The organism is Pseudomonas sp. Lz4W, from assembly GCF_000346225.2.
In the GTDB taxonomy this organism is placed as follows: domain Bacteria; phylum Pseudomonadota; class Gammaproteobacteria; order Pseudomonadales; family Pseudomonadaceae; genus Aquipseudomonas; species Aquipseudomonas paraversuta.
Genome location: NZ_CP017432.1, coordinates 3,665,639 through 3,684,789 on the forward strand (window position 1 = coordinate 3,665,639; position 19,151 = coordinate 3,684,789).

A 19,151-nucleotide genomic window follows, 5' to 3' on the forward strand; every position below is an offset into this window, starting at 1 on the left:
GTATTAGCCCCAACAGTGAATCGCCCCCTGCCCGCCCCAAGGCAAAAAGGTCCATTCACTTTTTTTAAACAGCAGATTGCACACGTGTGCAATCCAAGGAAAAAAAGCATGCCGGCAACCCTCACTGCTCATCTGGACCTCGACCCAAACCAGCCGCTGGCCCTCGAACATCGCTACCTGCAAGCCCAGCGCATCGCCGTACAGGCGGCGCAGCTGGGGCTTGAATACTATCGCCAGCGCGAAACCCTGGAAGTCGCGCACAAGGACGGTGTTGGCCAGGACGTGGTCAGCATGGCCGACCGCGAACTGGAAGATTTCATCAAGGGGCAATTGGCCCAACACTTCCCCGAAGATGGCTTTCTCGGCGAAGAAACCGGCGGCAGCGATTTGCAGGCACGCTGCATCTGGGTGGTCGACCCGATTGATGGCACCAGCTGCTTCGTCAACGGCCTGCACACCTGGTGTGTGTCCATCGGCTTGCTGGTGGATGGCGTGCCCAGCCTGGGCGCCGTGGCCGACGCCAACCACGACGAACTATTCCATGCCTGCAAAGGCCTGGGCGCCTACGTCAACCAGACCCCCATCGTGGTCAACCCGGCTGTCGATCTGACCCTGGGCGTAACCGGGGTCGGTACCTCCCATCGACGGGGCAAGGAACACTTTCTGCCATTCATCAAACAGCTGCTGGATGAAGGCGGAATGTTCATTCGTAATGGTTCGGGTGCATTAATGATCGCCTACGTCGCCGCCGGGCGCCTGCTCGGTTACTACGAAACCCATATCAACAGCTGGGATTGCCTTGCCGGTCTGGTACTGGTCAGCGAAGCCGGCGGTCAATGCAGTGACTTTTTAAAGGACCGGGGCCTGATCGAAGGCAACCCGCTACTGGTGGCCGCGCCTCAGCTGTACCCGGCACTGGCCCGTATGATCGGGCCTTCTCTGAACAGCTGACTGCTGTGGCAGCGGGCTCAACCCGGCAGGTCAGATCAATCAGGCTGTACCGGACAGATCCAGAAAAGGTTTTACAAGCAGGCCCCTAGAAAAACAAAAACAGGAAATCTTGCGCCATGAAATCTCTACTCAATGCCTTCAAGGCTGCACCTGCCCGCGAGGGTATCCCCAGCCAGGACATGCAAAGGTTCAGGGTTTTGCGCTGGCAGACCTTTATATCCATGTCACTGAGCTACGCCTTGTTCTACGTGTGTCGCCTCTCGTTCAACGTGGTCAAGCCGGCACTGGTATCGAACAACATTCTGAGCCCCACCCAACTGGGCATCATCGGCTCGGCGCTGTTCTTCGCCTATGCCATCGGCAAACTGGTCAACGGCTTTCTGGCCGATCACTCCAATGTGCGCCGCTTCATGATGCTGGGCCTGCTGCTCAGCGCCATCGTCAATGCCTGCATGGGCATGACCACCAACACCATCATTCTGACCCTGATCTGGGGCCTCAATGGCTGGGCCCAATCCATGGGGGTCGGGCCGTGCGTGGTCTCGCTGTCGCGCTGGTACACCGACAAGGAACGCGGAACCTTCTATGGCTTCTGGTCGATTGCCCATAGCCTGGGCGAAGCCTTGACCTACGTGGCCGTGGCCGCTGTGGTGGTGACCTGGGGCTGGCAGTTCGGCTACTGGCTCGCCACCCTGATGGGCCTGGCGGGGCTGGCCCTGATTTACTTTTTTATGGCCGACTCGCCACAAAGTTGCGGCTTCCCCCCGGTACAAGCCCCTGAACCCCATGACAAGACGGGGCCGAGCATCTTCGGCAAACAGCTGGAACTGCTGAAAAACCCGGCCCTGTGGCTGCTCGCCCTGGCCTCTTGCCTGATGTACATCGGGCGCTATGCAGTGATTTCCTGGGGCGTGTTCTTCCTGGAAAACGCCAAGGCCTACAACACCCTCAGCGCCTCGACACTGATCTCCATTACCGGGGTTTTCGGGATTATCGGTACCGGCCTGAGCGGGCTGATTTCGGACCGTTTCTTCAACGGCAAGCGCAATGCCCTGGCGATGATCTTCGGCTTGATGAACACCGCGTCGCTGGCCGCATTCCTGTTCGTTCCGGCCGGCCACTATTGGCTGGATGCTACGGCCATGATGTTCTTCGGTCTGTCGATGGGGGCTCTGCTGTGTTTCCTCGGCGGCCTGATGGCCACTGACATTGCCTCCAAAAGCGCTTCCGGTGCTGCGCTGGGCATGATCGGTATCGCCAGCTATGGCGGCGCTGCAGCAGGTGAAATTCTCACCGGCGTACTGATCGAGCACGGCACTACGGTGTTGAGCAATGGCAGCAAGGTCTATCAATTCCAGACCCTGTCGATCTTCTGGGTCAGTGCCTCGCTGATCTCGGTGCTCATGACCGCCCTGTTTGCCCTGTATATCCAAAAGCGCACACAACCGCCTATGGGTAAAACAGCAGCCTTTGCTGAACCGGCAAAGATTTAAACCGCTCTTGATCCTGAAACAAAAAGTGACATATACCTGCAACATTCATCCCGCATAGTTGGCGACTGGCCAGCAAGGAGTTGTGTGTTTCCCAAGAGCAATACCGCCGTGTCTTGGAACTAACAACAACAATAAACGAGCAAACAAGATGACCTATCCATTGAATGAAGCCCTGAACACATCTTTTTTTTCGCCGCGGAATGCACACGTGTGCAAACCCGGTCGCTACAACGGTCTGATCGCCGCCCTGTGCTTCACCGCACTGGAAGGCGCGCTCATGCTGATGCCCACTGCGTCCCACGCACTGGATCTGGACTACCAGCATCAGTACAACGAAAAGGATCGCGACCACACCGACAAGGTGATGATCACCCAGGCCCTGGACAATGGCCTGGCGTTCTCCTTCCAGATGGTTGCCAGCCCCGCAGTCAAGGAAAACGGTCAGCCCGGCCAGCCGTTTGAACACATGACCAAGGATTCCCTGAAAGGCAAGGTCAAGTATTCACACAAACTCACCAAGCGCCTGAAGTTCAAACCCAAGTTCACCTACTCCCAGGGCAAGGATAAAAAGTCCTATAAACCGGCGTTCAAGTTCCCCTACGAGTTGAACAACAGTTTTTCCGTGATCCCCGGTTACTACTACAAGGTCACCACCTATAAAGATGACGGCAAGGAAAGCAAAAGGGACAACGTCTGGTCATTGGGCGGCAAGTACCGAACCGACCGGATGTCCATCGGCATAGCGCGCAAAGAGATTTACAGCAACCAGATAGCGTTTGACGGCAAGAAGCGTAACTACAGCAACAAGTTCGTCATCGACTACAAAGTGACCCACCGGTTTATTCCTTACTTTGAAGTGGCCGACGTGTACGTCGACAAAGACACCGACGAGCGTCAGGCCCGCTATCGCGTGGGCTTTAAATACAAATTCTGATCGCGCGCCCCCTGCAACCCCCTCCAGGAGACTGTGAATGAACGTTTCTCTTTCGACCCTTTTTCGCCTCAGCGGCCCGCTGCTGACGGCGGCCCTGAGCATCAGCGCCCCCCAGATTGCCCACGCCCAGGACAACGGCCACTACGTACTGGAAAAAGCCGTGCAGGTCAGCCGCCACGGCGTACGCCCGCAGACCGACACGCAAAAACTGGTGGACGCCACCCGGCGCCAGTGGCCCACCTGGCTGGTGCGTGACGGCGAACTCACCGGCCACGGCTATCTGGCAGCCAGCCTGATGGGCGCCTGGCAGGCCGGGCACTATCGTCAGGCCGGGTTGCTCCCGGCGGGTTGCCCGGACACCACCACGGTGTACACCTTGTCCAGCCCCAAACAGCGTACCCGCGCCACCGCTGGCGCATTGCTCGACGGCATGTTCCCCGGCTGCGGACAAAAGGCCCTGGCCAGCACGGAAAAACTCGACCCGCTGTTCCAGACCGACAAGATGGACTTTGCCCGCATCGATCCGGTGATCGCCAAAGGTGAAATCCTCAAGGCCCTGGGCGGTGACCTGCAGGCGGCGAAGGCCCGACTGCAACCGGACCTGGACCTGCTCAAGGCCGCAGCCTGTATCGAAGGCAAACCATGCCCGTTCTACGAAGCCGAATGGGTGCTTAAACAGAATGATGAGGGGCGTCTGAAGATCAAGGGCCTGGACAAGGCGTCATCCCTGGGCGAAACCTTTCGCCTGCAATACAGCGAAGGCAAACCTTTGTCCGAAGTCGCTTTCGGCCATGCCGCCAACGCCAAACAGGTGATGGCCCTGACCCGACTGCACCGCGCCAAGTACGACTTCGTCAATGACACGCCGCACATTGCCAAACGCGGTGGTTCGCAGTTGATGAACCAGCTGCTGCTGGCACTGGAACAAGGCACCGCACTGGAAAAATCCGACCCGCTGGGCAATCCGCCCAAAGCCCCGTTACTGGTGATTGTCGCCCACGACACCAACCTCTCGCACTTGCGCACCATGCTCGGTTTTCACTGGGCCCTGGGCGAGTACCAGCCCGGCAATATCCCGCCCACCGGCACCCTGGCCTTTGAACGCTATCGCGATACCAACAGTGGCGAACGCTTCATCAGGACCACCTTCGTGACCCAGTCACCGGATCAGATCCGCAACCTGACCCCGCTGACCGGCAACAACGCGCCGCTGCAGGTGGACTTCGAACAGCCCGGCTGCAAGAAAACCGCGGTTGGCACCCTGTGCCCGCTGGAGAGTTTTGCCAGCAACCTGAGCAAAGCCATTGACCGCACAGCGATGACCACAGCGCGCTACCCATAAACCCGCAGGCTGCGATGGGGCCGGACAGAGACGAAGGTCCTTGGGCCCTTATCGCAACCTTTGGCAGCGACTACAGGATTCACCGTACTTGAGTCATTAGCCGACTAGACTCTGCGCCCATTGTGTCCAGGAAGACTAAAAGGAAAACCCATGAAGACCTCGCTCTATGCCAGCCTGCTGCTGGCCGGCATGCTCAGCCCGCCAGCCTTTGCCCAAACGCCATCCAGTGACGGCTACGTCCTGGATAAAGTGGTACAGGTCAGCCGCCACGGAGTCCGCCCGCCTACCGAGTCCAATGAAAAACTGCTCACCAGCGTCACCCAACGCCAATGGCCGACCTGGCTGGTGCCCCTGGGCAACCTGACCGGTCACGGCTACACCGGCGCCGTGGAAATGGGCCGCTACCGGGGCCAGGTGCTGCGCACTGCCGGGCTGATCCCCAAAGGCTGCCCGGACGCCAGCCAACTGCTGGTCCATGCCAGCCCCCTGCAACGCACCAAAGCCACGGCCCAGGCCTTGCTCGACGGCATGTTCCCCGGTTGCGGTTTCCAGCCGACCTACGTTGCAGGCAAACAGGACGCCCTGTTCCAGGCCAATGAAATGCCATTTGCCGCACTCGACCCGGACAAAGCCAAGGCCGGCATATTCAAAGCCCTGGGGGGCAGCATCGAAGCCGCCCAGGCACGCTACAAACCCTATGAAGAAAAACTCCGGGAAGTGGCCTGCTTGCCGGGTGCTGATTGCCCGTACGGCAAACAGCCCTGGGTGCTCGAAGAAAATGCCAAGGGCCGCTTCTCGATCAAGGGCCTGAGCGCCGGGGCCAACATGGGCGAAGTGTTCCGCCTGGAGTACAGCCAGGGCCTGCCGCTGGACAAGGTCGCCTTCGGTAATGCCCGCACCCCGGCCGAAGTGTCGAGCCTGATGGTACTGACCAAAGCCAAATACGACTTCCTCAATGACATCCCCTATATCGCCAGCCGTGGCGCATCCGAGCTGATGAACCAGATTTCCCTGGAGCTCAAGCAAGGCACCTCCTTCGCCAAAAAAGATGCCCCAGGCACCCCGCCCGATGTACCGCTGATGCTGCTGGTGGCCCATGACACCAACATCTCGTACCTGCGCACCATGCTCGGCTTCGGCTGGAAACTGGGTGACTATCTGGAAAACAACATCCCGCCGGTGGGCACCCTGCAGTTCGAGCGTTACCGGGAAGTCAAAACCGGCGAGTACTTTTTGCGCATCGCCTTTGAAGCCCAGTCGATGGATCAGATCCGCAACCTGACCCGGCTGGACGGCGCCGAAAAACCGCTCAAGGGTGATTTCGCCAGCGCCAAAGACTGCCGCAAAACCAGCGTCGGCCTGCTGTGCCCGCTCAAAGAGGCGCTGCTGAAAGTCGATCAGAACATTGATCCGACCGCGCTCACGCCTTACAGCTTCCAATAACCGGCGGCCTGGGGTAAAAGTCGCTTTCTGCGTTGAACCCGGGATGGGCACAATAGCGGCGCGACTCGCCAGGCATTTCCCGGCGTCTGAATCAGCATTTGAGGGGAGCGGTATCGTTTGGAGTTGAGGCAACTGCGCTATTTCGTAAAGATTGTTGAACTGGGCAGTCTTGGACGTGCCGCCCTGGAGCTGGAGGTCGGGGTTTCGGCCCTGAGCCAGCAAGTCTCCAGGCTCGAAAACGAGCTGTCGACCCGCCTGCTGAATCGCACCTCCACCGGCGTCACCCCCACCAGCGCCGGTGTTGCCTTTTTACATCACGCCCAACTGACCCTGCGTCAGGCGGAAAACGCCGTGATGGCTGCCCATCGCGGCCGTATGAGCGGGTACGTCAGCGTCGGCCTGGCCCCGACCACGGCTACCGTGCTCGCGCTGCCCTTGATCAATGCGATGCGTGAGCGCTATCCGGACATTCAGTTGCATCTGGTGGAAATGCTGTCGGGCCATTTGGCCACGCAGCTCAATGCCCGCCAGATCGACCTGGCCATCCTGTTTCAGCTCGAAGGCGGGAAGCGCTGGAGCATCACCCCCCTGCTGGATGAAAAACTGTTTGTCATCGCCTCACCCCAATTACCCAATGCTCCTCGCGGTGATGGCGTGCAGATAGCCGATCTGGGGGGCTTGCCGCTGGTGATGCCGAGTTCGCAACACGGGCTGCGTTCAACCTTGATGACGGCCTTTGAGCGGTCGGGGATCACCCCCAATATCGTGATGGAAGTCGACGGTCTGGCAATCTTGATGAACGCCGTGCGGGCCGGGCATGCCGCCACGATTCAACCCGGCGCGGCAGCGGCGCTTAAAGGCGAGTCCGGGCTTTCACTGGTGCAAATCACTGATCCCCATGTGGGCCGGCGTAATCTTCTGGCGACCCTGGCCGATGACGAACTGTCCCCGGCGGCGCTGGCCACGCGGCTGGTGATGGTAGAGGTGGCAAAAAAACTGGTGCTCGATCAGCAGTGGCCCGGCGCAACCCTGGTTGAAACCGCCAGCGGCTAGCAACCCGAACCGGCCAACCCTTTAATAAAACTAAACACCCCGCGTCGAATCCCGTCTTTCGGCGCTTTGCGCTGTCACCTACCTTCTCCCTCCTTTGCAAGGCGCACTTTGCTCCGGCTGCCTTGGGAACCGAGGAGAAATAATGATCGATGTACTCATCATAGGTGGCGGCAATGCAGCCCTGTGTGCCGCACTGATGGCTCGGGAAGCCGGCGCCAGCGTCATGCTGCTTGAAGCCTCGCCCAAGGTATGGCGAGGCGGCAATTCACAACACACGCGTAACCTGCGCTGCATGCACGATGCTCCTCAGGATGTGCTGATCGATGCCTATCCCGAAGAGGAATACTGGCAAGACCTGCTGAAGGTCACCGGCGGTATCACCGATGAGAAGCTGGCCCGAATCGCCATTCGCGCGTCGTCCACCTGCCGCGACTGGATGCGCTCCCACGGCGTGCATTTTCAACCGCCGCTATCAGGCGCGCTGCATGTGGCGCGGACCAACGCCTTTTTCATGGGCGGCGGTAAAGCCCTGGTCAATGCTTATTTCCGCAGTGCCGAACGCCTGGGCGTCGAGATCCGCTACAACACGCAAGTGACCGACATTGAGCTCAAGGACGGCAAATTTATCGCCGCCCACATTGGCGCCCATGAGGTTGATGGCCAGGCCGTGGCCGCGCAACGTATTGAAGCCCGGGCCTGCGTACTGGCAGCTGGCGGCTTTGAGTCCAACCGCGAATGGCTGCGCGAAGCCTGGGGGCAGAATGAACGGGGGGAATGGCCTTCGGACAACTTCCTGATCCGTGGCACACGGTTCAACACCGGTATCCTGCTGCGCCGCATGCTTGATCACGGTGCTGATGGCATCGGCGATCCGACCCAGGCGCACATGGTCGCCATTGATGCTCGCGCCCCCCTGTATGACGGCGGTATTTGCACGCGCATCGATTGCGTATCCCTGGGTGTGGTCGTCAACCGTGACGGCGAGCGGTTCTACGATGAGGGCGAAGATTTCTGGCCCAAGCGCTATGCCATCTGGGGACGGCTGGTGGCGGGTCAACCGGGTCAGCAGGCGTACTCGATCATCGACCAGCAAGCCATCGGTCGCTTCATGCCGCCGGTCTTCCCCGGTACCCGGGCCAACACCCTTGAGGATCTGGCCCGCCAGTTGCAGCTGCCCCAGGCTGCGTTCGTGAAAACCGTGGAGGACTACAACCAGGCCTGTCACGTCGGCACCTTCGACCACACCGCGCTGGACGATTGCCACACCCGGGGGCTGACCCCGGCCAAAACCCATTGGGCACGGCCGCTGGTGCAACCACCGTTCTATGCCTATCCGCTCAAACCGGGCGTTACCTTCACCTATCTGGGCCTTGCCACCGACGAAACCGCTGCCGTGCATTTCAATGGCGAGCCCAGCCCCAACCTGTTCGTTGCCGGCGAAATGATGGCCGGCAACGTGCTGGGCAAGGGCTACACCGCGGGTATCGGCATGGCCATCGGTACTGCGTTCGGGCGTATTGCCGGCGTCCAGGCCGCCGCCTCCGTGGGCTATGGCCCTTCCTCCACGATATCGGAATCTCGACATGCAACTGTTTGATCCCAAGGCATCCGGCGAATTGATCCCGGTATTGAACCTTGATGAAACCGAAGTCCAGCGCCAGCTGGCGATCTGCAACTCCTGCCGTTACTGCGAGGGCTTCTGCGCGGTCTTTCCGGCCATGACCCGGCGTCTTGAGTTTGGCCAGGCCGATATCCACTACCTGGCCAATCTTTGCCACAACTGTGGTGCGTGCCTGCACGCCTGCCAATACGCAGCTCCCCACGAATTCGCAATCAATATACCCAAGGCCATGGCCAAGGTACGCCTGGACACCTACGCCGAATACGCCTGGCCCAAGGCCCTGGGCACTTTGTATCAGCGCAACGGCCTGACCCTGGCTCTGGCCACTGCGGCGGGGCTGACGCTATTTCTGTGCCTCATGCTGCTGGTGATGGGCAATCTCTTTACCGCTATGCCCGGGGGCAATTTCTACGGAATTTTCCCGCACAACACACTGGCATTGATGTTCGGGCCGGTGTTCGGCTTTGCAGTGCTTGCCCTGACCCTGGGCGTACGCCGCTTCTGGCGCGATGTATCACCTGCCAGTGCCAGCCTGGGGCTTAAAACCTCAGCAGCCCTTGAAGCGACGTCCAGCGTTGCCCGGCTCAAGTATCTGGACGGCGGGCATGGCGAGGGCTGCAACAATAGCGACGACGCTTTCACCCTGTGGCGTCGGCGCTTCCACCACCTGACCTTCTACGGCTTCCTGCTGTGCTTCGCAGCGACCGGCGTCGCCACCCTCTATCACTTTGTCCTGCACTGGTCGGCTCCGTATCCCGTGTTCAGCCTGCCCGTGATGCTGGGGATTGTCGGTGGACTTGGCCTGCTGGTCGGCCCCGCCGGGTTGTTGTGGCTGAACCTGCGCCGTCATCCGGATCAGGGCGACGAGCAGCAAAAACCCATGGACCGCGGCTTTATCGCACTGCTGCTGTTGATCAGTGCCAGCGGCCTGGCGTTACTCGCCCTGCGTGAAACCAGCGGCCTGGGGCTGGCTCTGGCGATCCACCTCGGCCTGGTCATGGCGTTCTTCCTGACCATGCCGTACAGCAAATTTGCCCACGGCATCTTCCGCAGCGCAGCACTGCTCAAATACGCCATCGAAAAGCGCCAGCCAAACCCGATTAACGCGGCAAGCGACTGACACCAGAAGCACTCATTCCAATAACAATATCCAGCAAGACGGTAGCCATGATGAAAACAACAACAGAAACAAGCCGCAAAAAGGGGTCCAAGCTGGGCGCCATTTTGCGGGTCACCAGCGGTAACTTCCTCGAACAGTTCGACTTCTTCCTGTTCGGCTTTTACGCCACCTATATCTCCAGGACCTTCTTTCCGGCGACCAGCGAATTTGCCTCGCTGATGATGACCTTTGCAGTCTTTGGCTCCGGCTTTTTGATGCGCCCGCTGGGCGCCATCATTCTGGGTGCCTACATCGACAAAGTGGGGCGGCGTAAAGGGTTGATCGTAACGCTGTCGATCATGGCCGCAGGCACAGTACTGATCGCACTGGTGCCGGGCTACGCCAGCATCGGCATTGCCGCACCGGTTCTGGTGTTGCTGGGACGGCTGCTGCAGGGATTTTCTGCGGGTGCAGAAATGGGCGGTGTTTCGGTTTATCTGGCTGAAATCGCCACACCCGGGCGTACCGGTTTCTACACCAGCTGGCAATCAGCCAGTCAGCAGGTGGCGATCATTCTGGCCGCCGCTCTGGGATACTCGATCAATACCTATATGGAGGCATCCGAAATTGCCGCCTGGGGCTGGCGCATTCCGTTCTTCATCGGCTGCGCGATTATCCCGTTCATCTTCGTCATTCGCCGTTCGCTGGAAGAAACCGAAGACTTCAAAGCCCGACGCCACCATCCGAGTACCCGTGAAGTGTTCCGCTCCATGCGTGATAACTGGCGGACCGTACTGGCGGGCGGCCTGCTGGCTTCCATGACCACTACCACCTTCTACCTGATCACGGTCTATACCCCGACCTTCGGCAGAACCGTGCTCAACCTGAGCACCACCGACAGTCTGGTGGTGACCCTGTTCGTCGGCCTGAGCAACTTCATCTGGCTGCCCATTGGCGGTGCGCTCTCCGACAAGATCGGCCGTCGGCCCTTGCTGCTGGGCATTTCCCTGCTGTGCATGCTGACCGCCTACCCGGCCATGCACTGGCTGGCCGAGGCCGCGAGCTTTGAACGGCTGCTCATCGTGCTGCTGTACTTCTCGTTCTTCTTTGGTCTGTACAACGGCGCAATGGTGGCGGCCCTGACCGAAGTCATGCCGCAAAACGTGCGGGTGGTGGGGTTCTCTCTGGCCTTCAGCCTGGCTACCGCGTTGTTCGGTGGCTTTACCCCGGCTATCTCGACCATCCTGGTGCAAACCACCGGAGACAAGGCATCACCTGCGTTCTGGCTGATGTTCGCGGCCTTCTGTGGGTTCTGCGCAACGATGGCGCTCTATCGTCAGCATAAAGCGCCGGTGCTCAACGCGGCATAAGCAAATAGCCGTGCCCCCTGTGTAGATACGCTCACGTGAGATACATTGAGCTCGCATCTAATAACAACACTCCCACAGGGGGAAACTTGAACACTAATCAAAAGCTCAGAACTTTCGACCGTATCCGTGAAGCAGTACTCCCTGAATTTCGCGACCGGGTAGCTGAATACCTGGTGGTGTATGAAGAGGCATTGCACGAAGAACATGCACCTGTGGACGTCGTGCGCTCTACCGCAAATCAGCTCAGGGGCTATCTGCGCGGCCTGAACACCACCCGGGTACTGGGCATGGCTGATCTGGAAGAGCTGGACCGGCGTATCAGCGAATCCTGGCTGTGATCACGGCGCTTACTGAGCGCTGCGACTGAAAATCCGGATCACTTCATCCAGATGCTCCGCCATCGCCTGACGCGCAGCGGCCGGGTCATGCTGCTCCAGCGCCTGCAGCACTCGCCGGTGCTCATCTTCAGAACGATGGGGCATGTCACCTGAGCCGTAATGACTTTGCAGGCGCTGGAACATGCTGCCGTAACGATGGCCCAGCAGGTGCTGGATCATCAGCGCGTAGGCCGGGTTGTCCGAGGCCTGGGCGATACGGATATGGAACAGGCGATCACCGGGATGGGTGTGCGAGTCCTGGCGGTTGTCCTGCACGTTGCGCTCGAACGCTTCGCGAATGCCTGCCAGTTCTTCATCGCTGGCATTCACCGCCGCCAGTGCCGCGGCTTCGGGTTCGATCAGACGGCGCGCCTGGAGCAAGGCGAAGGGCGGGATCTCGGCACTGAAATCCACCTCGATACCCAGTTCGGGGTCCAGTTCTTTCCACTGGTTGCGCGTAACCTGGGCCATCACCGGTTCATTGGATACCGCTTGTACCGGCGGCTCGCATACCAGCACCCCGTTACCCACACGCACATCCACCAGACCAATCACTTCCAGCGCAATCATCGCCTCGCGCACAGAAGCCCGGCTCACCCCCAGCAACTTGGCCAGCTCGCGTTCGGCCGGCAAACGGCTGCCCGGCGGAAATTCTCCGCTGTCGATCAAGGCCCGCAACTGATCGGCGATCTGTCGATAAAGTCTTTGGTTATCAATAACTTGAAATGGCATCGTGAAATAAGCTCTGGTCTGGACAGCGTTCGACGAGCACTTTTGGGGGAAAAAGACCCTTGTTGATGCTTGAGGTGCGTGCTACAAAAGGCCCAATGGCCTGACCATTGAACGGATATTGTAAAGCGATCATAGCAAACCTTATCCCGATACTTGCGTGGTTTTGCCATTTGCTACGCCCACAATGGCCTGACCATTGGGCCAAAATAAAAATAATGAACTGCAACACGGAGCATCTATGGATCTTTCCGGCAAACGCGTGCTGATCACGGCCGCCGCCCAGGGCATTGGCCTGGCCAGTGTCCAGGCATACCTCGCCGCTGGCGCTGAAGTCTTCGCCGCCGACATCAATGCCGCCGCCCTCGACGCCCTCGAAGGCGCACACCCTGTTCTTTTAGACGTTACCGATGCCGGTGCCATCGAGCGCCTGGCCAGTGAGCTTGGCCCGCTGGATGTGTTGTTCAACTGTGCGGGTGTGGTGCACAGCGGCAATATCCTGCAGTGCAGCGAAAAAGACTGGAGCTTCGCCCTGGACCTCAACGTCACCGCCATGTACCGCATGATCCGCGCCTTCCTGCCGGGCATGCTGAGTAACGGCGGCGGTTCGATCATCAACATGGCGTCGGTGGCATCCAGCGTCAAAGGCGTGCCCAACCGTTTTGCCTACTGCGCCAGCAAGGGTGCCGTGATTGGCCTGACCCGTTCGGTGGCGGCTGACTTTGTGAGCCAGAACATCCGCTGCAACGCCATCTGCCCCGGCACCGTCGACTCCCCTTCCCTGCGTCAACGCATCAGCGAACAGGCCCTGCGCGAAGGCCGCAGTGTCGACGAGGTGTACGCCGCCTTCGCTGCACGCCAGCCCATGGGCCGCATCGGCAGCGCCGAAGAAATCGCCCAGTTGGCGCTGTATCTGGGTTCCAGTGCCAGCGGCTTCACCACCGGCACCGCACAAATCATCGATGGCGGCTGGAGCAACTAGCCCCTCTCCACACCTGTAGGAGCGAGCTTGCTCGCGAGCTGTTGATCTTGAAAAAAGCTCGCGAGCAAGCTCGCTCCTACAGGGACTTGATAATTGATAAAGGAATTTTCATGAAACTGCTGCGCATCGGTAACAAAGGCCAGGAACGTCCCGCCCTGCTTGATAACAACGGTCAATTGCGCGACTTGTCCGCCGTAATCCCGGATATCGCAGGCGACAGCCTCAGCCCGCAAAGCATTGCCCGCCTGCAAGAGATCGACCCATCGACCCTGCCGCTGGTACAAGGCTCGCCACGCATTGGCGCCTGCGTCGGCCAGGTCGGAAAGTTCATTTGCATCGGCCTCAACTACGCTGACCACGCCGCCGAAACCGGCGCCGCCATCCCGGCTGAGCCGGTGGTGTTCAGCAAGTGGACCAGCGCCATTGTCGGCCCCGACGACGATATCGAAATCCCGCGCAATTCCCGTAAAACCGACTGGGAAGTCGAACTGGGCGTGGTCATCGGCAAGGGCGGGCGCTATATCAGCGAAAGCGACGCCCTTGAGCATGTAGCCGGTTACTGCGTGATCAACGACGTGTCCGAGCGCGAGTTCCAACTGGAGCTGGGCGGCACCTGGGACAAAGGCAAAGGCTGTGACACCTTCGGCCCGCTCGGCCCGTGGCTGGTCACCCGGGATGAAATCGCCGACCCGCATCAGCTCGACCTGTGGCTGGAAGTCGACGGCAAGCGCTATCAGAACGGCAACACGCGGACGATGATTTTCCAGATCCCGAAAATCATCAGCTACCTCAGCCAGTTCATGAGCCTGCAACCCGGTGATGTGATTTCAACCGGCACCCCGCCCGGGGTCGGCCTGGGCATCAAGCCCGAGCCGGTGTACCTGCACGCCGGCCAGCAAATCCGCCTGGGCATCGCCGGCCTTGGGGAACAAAACCAACGCACCGTGAATGCCGAGTGACAGGGAGCTGCGCCATGACCACCATTACCGCCGTACGCGTTGAAGATATTCGCTTTCCCACATCGCAATCCCTGGACGGTTCGGATGCGATGAACCCGGACCCGGACTACTCCGCCGCCTATGTGATTCTCGAAACCGATACCCCGGGTCTGGAAGGCCACGGCCTGACCTTCACCATCGGCCGCGGCAACGAAATTTGCTGCGCTTCGATCAAGGCCCTGGCCAGCCTGCTGGTGGGCTTGAAGCTGGAGTGGATCGCCGAAGACATGGGGCGTTTCTGGCGCCACGTCACCAGCGACAGCCAACTGCGCTGGATCGGCCCCGACAAGGGTGCAATTCACCTGGCCACCGGCGCCGTGGTCAACGCCGCCTGGGACCTGTGGGCCAAAGCCGAAGGCAAGCCGGTATGGCGCCTGGTGGCAGACATGAGCCCCGAGCAATTGGTGCGCTGCATTGATTTCCGCTACATCACCGACTGCATCACACCCGCCGAAGCCCTGACCTTGCTGCGCGAACGCGCCCACGGCAAAGCCGGGCGCCTGGCACTGCTCGAAGCCAACGGCTACCCCTGCTACACCACCTCGGCCGGGTGGCTGGGCTATGCCGACGACAAGCTGCGCCGCCTGTGCCAGGAAGCGGTCGATGCCGGGTTCTCCCACGTCAAACTCAAAGTCGGTCACGACCTGCAGGACGACATTCGCCGCGTACGCATTGCCCGTGAAGTGCTGGGCCCGGATCGCCAGTTGATGATCGACGCCAACCAGGTCTGGGAAGTCGATACCGCGATCGACTGGGTGCGTGAACTGTCGTTCGCCAACCCCTGGTTTATCGAGGAGCCCACCAGCCCGGACGACGTCGAAGGCCACCGCAAGATCCGCCTCGGTGTGGCCCCGGTCAAAGTGGCCACCGGCGAGATGTGCCAGAACCGCATCGTGTTCAAGCAACTGATCATGCGTGAAGCGATTGATGTGGTGCAGATCGATGCCTGCCGCCTGGGCGGGGTCAACGAAGTGCTGGCCGTGATGCTGATGGCCGCCAAGTACAACTTGCCGGTGTGCCCGCACGCCGGCGGGGTTGGCCTGTGCGAGTACGTGCAGCACCTGTCGATGATCGATTACCTGTGTCTGGCCGGCACCCATGAAGGTCGGGTGGTGGAGTTTGTCGATCACTTGCACGAGCACTTTGAAGACCCGTGCGTGATTCGCAACGCGGCCTATATGCCGCCACAGGCGCCGGGGTTCTCGATCCAGATGAAAGCCGCGTCCCGCGAACAGTACCGCTATCGGGGCTAAACCAACGGACGGAGCACAATAACAATGTCGTCCTCACCCTCACTACGGCTCGATGCACACCAGCACTTCTGGCGCTATGACGCCGCGGCCTATCCCTGGATCGGCCGTGACATGAGCGCTTTGCGCCGGGATTTCCAGCCCGCTGATCTGCGCCCGTTGCTGGACGCAGCCGGGTTCGACGGCTGCATTGCCGTGCAAGCCCGGGCCTGCGAAACAGAGACCGATCAGTTACTGGCACTGGCTGAACGCTACCCGTGGATTCACGCCGTGGTGGGCTGGGTCGACCTGTGCGCCGCCGACCTTGAACAGTCGCTGGAACGCTGGGCGCAAGCGCCGGCCTTGCGAGGCTTTCGTCATCAGTTGCAAGACGAACCCGCGCCGGCCGACTTCATGCAAAACCCGGCGTTTAACCGGGGGTTGAACACCTTGCAACGCCGGGGGCTGGTCTATGAAGTGCTGATCAAGGCTGCGGATTTACCCGCTGCAACCGCTTTGTGCCAACAGCACGACCAGCACGCCATGGTGCTCGATCACTTGGGCAAACCCGATGTACAGGCCAACGATTTACCAACCTGGGCCCGGCAACTCGCCCCCTTGGCCGCCCTGCCCCATGTCAGTTGCAAACTGTCGGGGTTGATCACCGAAGCCCATTGGCAACACTGGAACAGCGCACAACTGACGCCTTATCTGGACACCGCACTGCAGCTGTTCGGCCCCGAGCGCCTGATGTTTGGCTCGGACTGGCCGGTGTGCCTGCTGGCCAGCCAATACGCCGATACCTGCAGCCTGGTCGACAGCGCGCTGCAGGGTTTGAGTGCGCCGCAGCAAGCAGCGGTTTGGGGTGGCAATGCCTGCGCCATTTACGGGATTGAAGGAGTGAAGCAATGAATCTTTATCTGCAGGACAAGGTTTTTATCGTTACCGGCGGTGGCTCGGGCATTGGTGCAGCCATCTCTTTGGGCCTGGCTGACGAAGGTGCGATCCCGGTGATTTTCGGCCACAGCCCGCTGTCCGATGAACTGGCGCGGCAACTGGATCAGCGTGGCGCGCAAAGTCTGTTCATCCAGGTCGAATTGCGCGATGAAGACGCCTGCCGCGCCGCCGTCGCCAGCGTGTTGCAGCGTTTCGGGCGCATCGACGGGCTGGTCAATAACGCCGGGGTCAACGATAGCGTGGGGCTTGAAGCCGGGCGTTCGGCGTTCGTCGAATCCCTGGAAAAAAACCTGATCCACTACTACCTGATGACCCACCTGTGCGTTGACGCGCTGCGGGCCACCCGCGGTTCCATCGTCAATATCAGTTCCAAGACCGCCCTCACCGGGCAAGGCGGCACCAGCGGCTACACCGCGGCCAAAGGTGCGCAACTGTCGCTGACCCGGGAATGGGCCACCTCTTTACTGGCTGATGGCATACGGGTCAACGCCGTGATCCCGGCCGAAGTCATGACCCCGCTCTACGAGCGCTGGATCAGCAGCTTTGCCGACTCCGAGGCCAAGCTGGCGAGCATCGTCGAAAAGATCCCCTTCGGCCAACGCATGACCACCAGCGAAGAAATCGCCGACAGCGTGCTGTTTCTGTTGTCGCCACGCGCCTCCCACACCACTGGCCAATGGCTGGTGGTGGATGGCGGCTACACCCACCTCGACCGGGCGCTGACATGAACCGCCAATGCCTGGCCCTGGACCTGATCGACGACCCGGCGCTGATTGCCGAATACGAGCGCTTGCATCAACGGATCTGGCCACAGATCAGCGCCCACCTGCACCGCCATGGCGTACTGGACATGCAGATCTGGCGCCTGGGTACACGGCTGTTCATGGTCATGGACACCGGCCCGCAGTTCAGTAGCGACGCGTTTGCACAGGCCGCTGCCAGCGACCCCAACGTGCAGCAATGGGAAGCACTGATGTGGCGCTTTCAGCAACCTACGCCCTGGACACCACCGACAGAGAAATGGGCACCAATGACCCGAATCTTCAGCCTCACATAACCCTGTAGGAGCGAGCTTTCAAGATCAAAAGATCGCGAGGCAAGCTCGCTCCTACAGGTGATTCGGTGATTCATGCCGGCAGATACAACGCTCTAAAAACAACAGACAGAGAAGTAAGCACCAATGACCCGGATTTTCAGCCTCACATAACCCTGTAGGAGCGAGATTGCCTCGCGAGCTTTCAAGATCAAAAGATCGCGAGACAAGCTCGCTCCTACAGGTGATTCGGTGATTCATGCCGGCAGATACAACGCTCTAACAACAATAACAAGGAGATGCGCCATGTCATTCAAGCACTCGAACGTCGCAGCACCGCCCATTGTCCGTGGGGTTACGTCCTATCGCTGGGCACTGATTCTGGTGACCTGCCTGTTCTTTCTATGGGGCCTGTCCTATGGCCTGCTGGACGTGCTGAACAAGCACTTTCAGGAAACCCTGCACGTCAGCAAGGCGCAATCGGGCTTGCTGCAAAGCGCGTACTTCGGGGCGTATTTTCTGATCGCCCTGCCCGCCGGTTTGCTGATGGACAAGTACGGCTACAAGGCGGGTATCCTCCTCGGTCTGTGTCTCTACGCCACAGGCGCCCTGCTGTTCATGCCGGCCGCCGCCGCGCAGAGCTTTCAGTTCTTTTTGTTCGCCCTGTTTGTGATTGCCTGCGGCCTGGGCTGCCTGGAAACCGCCGCCAACCCCTATGCCACGGTATTGGGTTCACCTGCGGGCGCTGAGCGACGTTTGAATCTGGCGCAATCGTTCAATGGCCTGGGGCAGTTTTTCGGTCCATTGATTGGCGGTGCACTGTTCTTCAGCGGCGCCAACAGCGCCGACACCACGCAATCGCTGCAAATGACCTATCTGGTCATTGCCGCGATGGTGCTGCTGGTCGCTGTGCTGATTGCCCGTACCCCGCTGCCCGACTTGCGCGAGCAGGAAGCCGAGGTTCAGCAGCACAACCCCAAAACCCTGTGGCAGCACCGCGAGTTCGTCACCGGGGTCATCACCCAGTTCTTCTATGTCGGCGCGCAGGTCGGCGTCGGCGCGTTCTTCATCAACTACGTGACCGAACACTGGGCGCAGATGAGCAGCCAGCAAGCCGCGTATTTGCTGTCGGTGGCCATGCTCAGTTTTATGTTCGGCCGCTTCTTCAGCACCTGGCTGATGGGCCGGGTCAATGCCCAGCTTATGCTGCTGATTTACGCGCTGATCAACGTCGCACTCTGCATGGTTGTGGTGCTGGGGTTTGAAGGCGTCTCGGTGGTGGCACTGGTGGCGATGTTCTTCTTTATGTCGATCATGTTTCCGACCCTGTTCGCCATGGGCGTGAAGAATCTGGGCGCGCATACCAAGCGCGGCAGCTCGTTCATGATCATGGCCATTGTCGGCGGTGCGTTGCTGCCCTACGTGATGGGGCTGGTGGCCGACCACTCGTCCACCGCCGTGGCTTATCTGTTGCCGATGGGCTGTTTTGTGATCGTCGCAGCTTATGCCCGTGCGGCCCTGAAAAAAATCTGATTGCTGT

18 protein-coding genes are annotated in these 19,151 nt (G+C 60.0%); 17 read left to right on the forward strand and 1 reads right to left on the reverse strand.

Features of this window, described 5'->3' with window-relative positions; all coding sequences use genetic code 11:
* The first annotated feature begins 108 nt into the window (after positions 1-108).
* The 10 genes from B195_RS16745 to B195_RS16790 all read left to right on the forward strand — a co-directional run bounded on the left by B195_RS16745 (position 109) and on the right by B195_RS16790 (position 11,644).
* The gene (locus B195_RS16745) at positions 109-951 is read left to right on the forward strand and encodes an inositol monophosphatase (protein ID WP_003440998.1); all 843 of its coding nucleotides are present in this window, start codon (positions 109-111) and stop codon (positions 949-951) included.
* A gap of 116 nt (positions 952-1,067) precedes the next feature.
* Positions 1,068-2,444, forward strand: a complete 1,377-nt coding sequence (locus B195_RS16750) for an MFS transporter (protein ID WP_003440995.1) — start codon at positions 1,068-1,070, stop codon at positions 2,442-2,444.
* A 208-nt stretch (positions 2,445-2,652) separates the two neighbouring features.
* Entirely contained in the window at positions 2,653-3,378 is a 726-nt protein-coding gene (locus B195_RS16755) for an oligogalacturonate-specific porin KdgM family protein (RefSeq protein WP_178092389.1), read from the forward strand.
* Between the two features lie 37 nt (positions 3,379-3,415).
* Positions 3,416-4,720: a histidine-type phosphatase gene (locus tag B195_RS16760; protein WP_003440989.1), complete on the forward strand. Its 1,305-nt coding sequence runs from the start codon at positions 3,416-3,418 to the stop codon at positions 4,718-4,720.
* 150 nt (positions 4,721-4,870) lie between these two features.
* On the forward strand, positions 4,871-6,163 hold the full coding sequence (locus B195_RS16765) for a histidine-type phosphatase (protein WP_003440986.1): 1,293 nt from the start codon (positions 4,871-4,873) through the stop codon (positions 6,161-6,163).
* A 117-nt stretch (positions 6,164-6,280) separates the two neighbouring features.
* On the forward strand, positions 6,281-7,216 hold the full coding sequence (locus tag B195_RS16770; RefSeq protein WP_003440985.1) for a LysR substrate-binding domain-containing protein: 936 nt from the start codon (positions 6,281-6,283) through the stop codon (positions 7,214-7,216).
* A gap of 142 nt (positions 7,217-7,358) precedes the next feature.
* The gene (gene tcuA / locus B195_RS16775) at positions 7,359-8,813 is read left to right on the forward strand and encodes an FAD-dependent tricarballylate dehydrogenase TcuA (RefSeq protein WP_003440983.1); all 1,455 of its coding nucleotides are present in this window, start codon (positions 7,359-7,361) and stop codon (positions 8,811-8,813) included.
* A complete protein-coding gene (gene tcuB / locus B195_RS16780; protein WP_003440982.1) occupies positions 8,800-9,957 on the forward strand; it encodes a tricarballylate utilization 4Fe-4S protein TcuB in 1,158 nt (385 codons plus the stop codon). The genes tcuA and tcuB overlap by 14 nt, the downstream gene beginning before the upstream one ends.
* Before the next feature lie 47 nt (positions 9,958-10,004).
* The gene (locus tag B195_RS16785; RefSeq protein ID WP_003440980.1) at positions 10,005-11,306 is read left to right on the forward strand and encodes an MFS transporter; all 1,302 of its coding nucleotides are present in this window, start codon (positions 10,005-10,007) and stop codon (positions 11,304-11,306) included.
* An 86-nt stretch (positions 11,307-11,392) separates the two neighbouring features.
* Positions 11,393-11,644, forward strand: coding sequence for a hypothetical protein (locus B195_RS16790; RefSeq protein WP_003440978.1), 252 nt, complete (start codon positions 11,393-11,395; stop codon positions 11,642-11,644).
* A 9-nt stretch (positions 11,645-11,653) separates the two neighbouring features.
* On the opposite strand, the gene B195_RS16795 is transcribed toward B195_RS16790, so the two are convergent.
* A complete protein-coding gene (locus B195_RS16795) occupies positions 11,654-12,415 on the reverse strand; it encodes a FadR/GntR family transcriptional regulator (protein ID WP_003440976.1) in 762 nt (253 codons plus the stop codon).
* 238 nt (positions 12,416-12,653) lie between these two features.
* On the opposite strand from B195_RS16795, the gene B195_RS16800 reads away from it, so the two are divergent.
* From B195_RS16800 to fucP, 7 genes are all read left to right on the forward strand, one after another.
* Positions 12,654-13,394: an SDR family oxidoreductase gene (locus B195_RS16800; protein ID WP_003440974.1), complete on the forward strand. Its 741-nt coding sequence runs from the start codon at positions 12,654-12,656 to the stop codon at positions 13,392-13,394.
* Positions 13,395-13,504: 110 nt separating this feature from the next.
* Positions 13,505-14,353: a fumarylacetoacetate hydrolase family protein gene (locus B195_RS16805; RefSeq protein ID WP_003440970.1), complete on the forward strand. Its 849-nt coding sequence runs from the start codon at positions 13,505-13,507 to the stop codon at positions 14,351-14,353.
* 14 nt (positions 14,354-14,367) lie between these two features.
* Positions 14,368-15,645 carry an L-fuconate dehydratase gene (locus B195_RS16810; RefSeq protein WP_003440967.1) on the forward strand — a complete coding sequence of 426 codons (1,278 nt, stop codon included), beginning with the start codon at positions 14,368-14,370 and terminating at the stop codon, positions 15,643-15,645.
* A 24-nt stretch (positions 15,646-15,669) separates the two neighbouring features.
* Positions 15,670-16,533, forward strand: a complete 864-nt coding sequence (locus B195_RS16815; protein ID WP_003440964.1) for an amidohydrolase — start codon at positions 15,670-15,672, stop codon at positions 16,531-16,533.
* Positions 16,530-17,306: an SDR family oxidoreductase gene (locus tag B195_RS16820; RefSeq protein ID WP_003440961.1), complete on the forward strand. Its 777-nt coding sequence runs from the start codon at positions 16,530-16,532 to the stop codon at positions 17,304-17,306. The genes B195_RS16815 and B195_RS16820 overlap by 4 nt, the downstream gene beginning before the upstream one ends.
* Positions 17,303-17,635, forward strand: a complete 333-nt coding sequence (locus tag B195_RS16825) for an L-rhamnose mutarotase (RefSeq protein WP_003440958.1) — start codon at positions 17,303-17,305, stop codon at positions 17,633-17,635. Before B195_RS16820 ends, B195_RS16825 begins: the two co-directional genes overlap by 4 nt.
* A gap of 282 nt (positions 17,636-17,917) precedes the next feature.
* Positions 17,918-19,144 (forward strand): L-fucose:H+ symporter permease, encoded by a 1,227-nt coding sequence (fucP, locus tag B195_RS16830; protein ID WP_003440956.1) that lies wholly within the window; start codon positions 17,918-17,920, stop codon positions 19,142-19,144.
* The last annotated feature ends 7 nt before the right edge of the window (positions 19,145-19,151 follow it).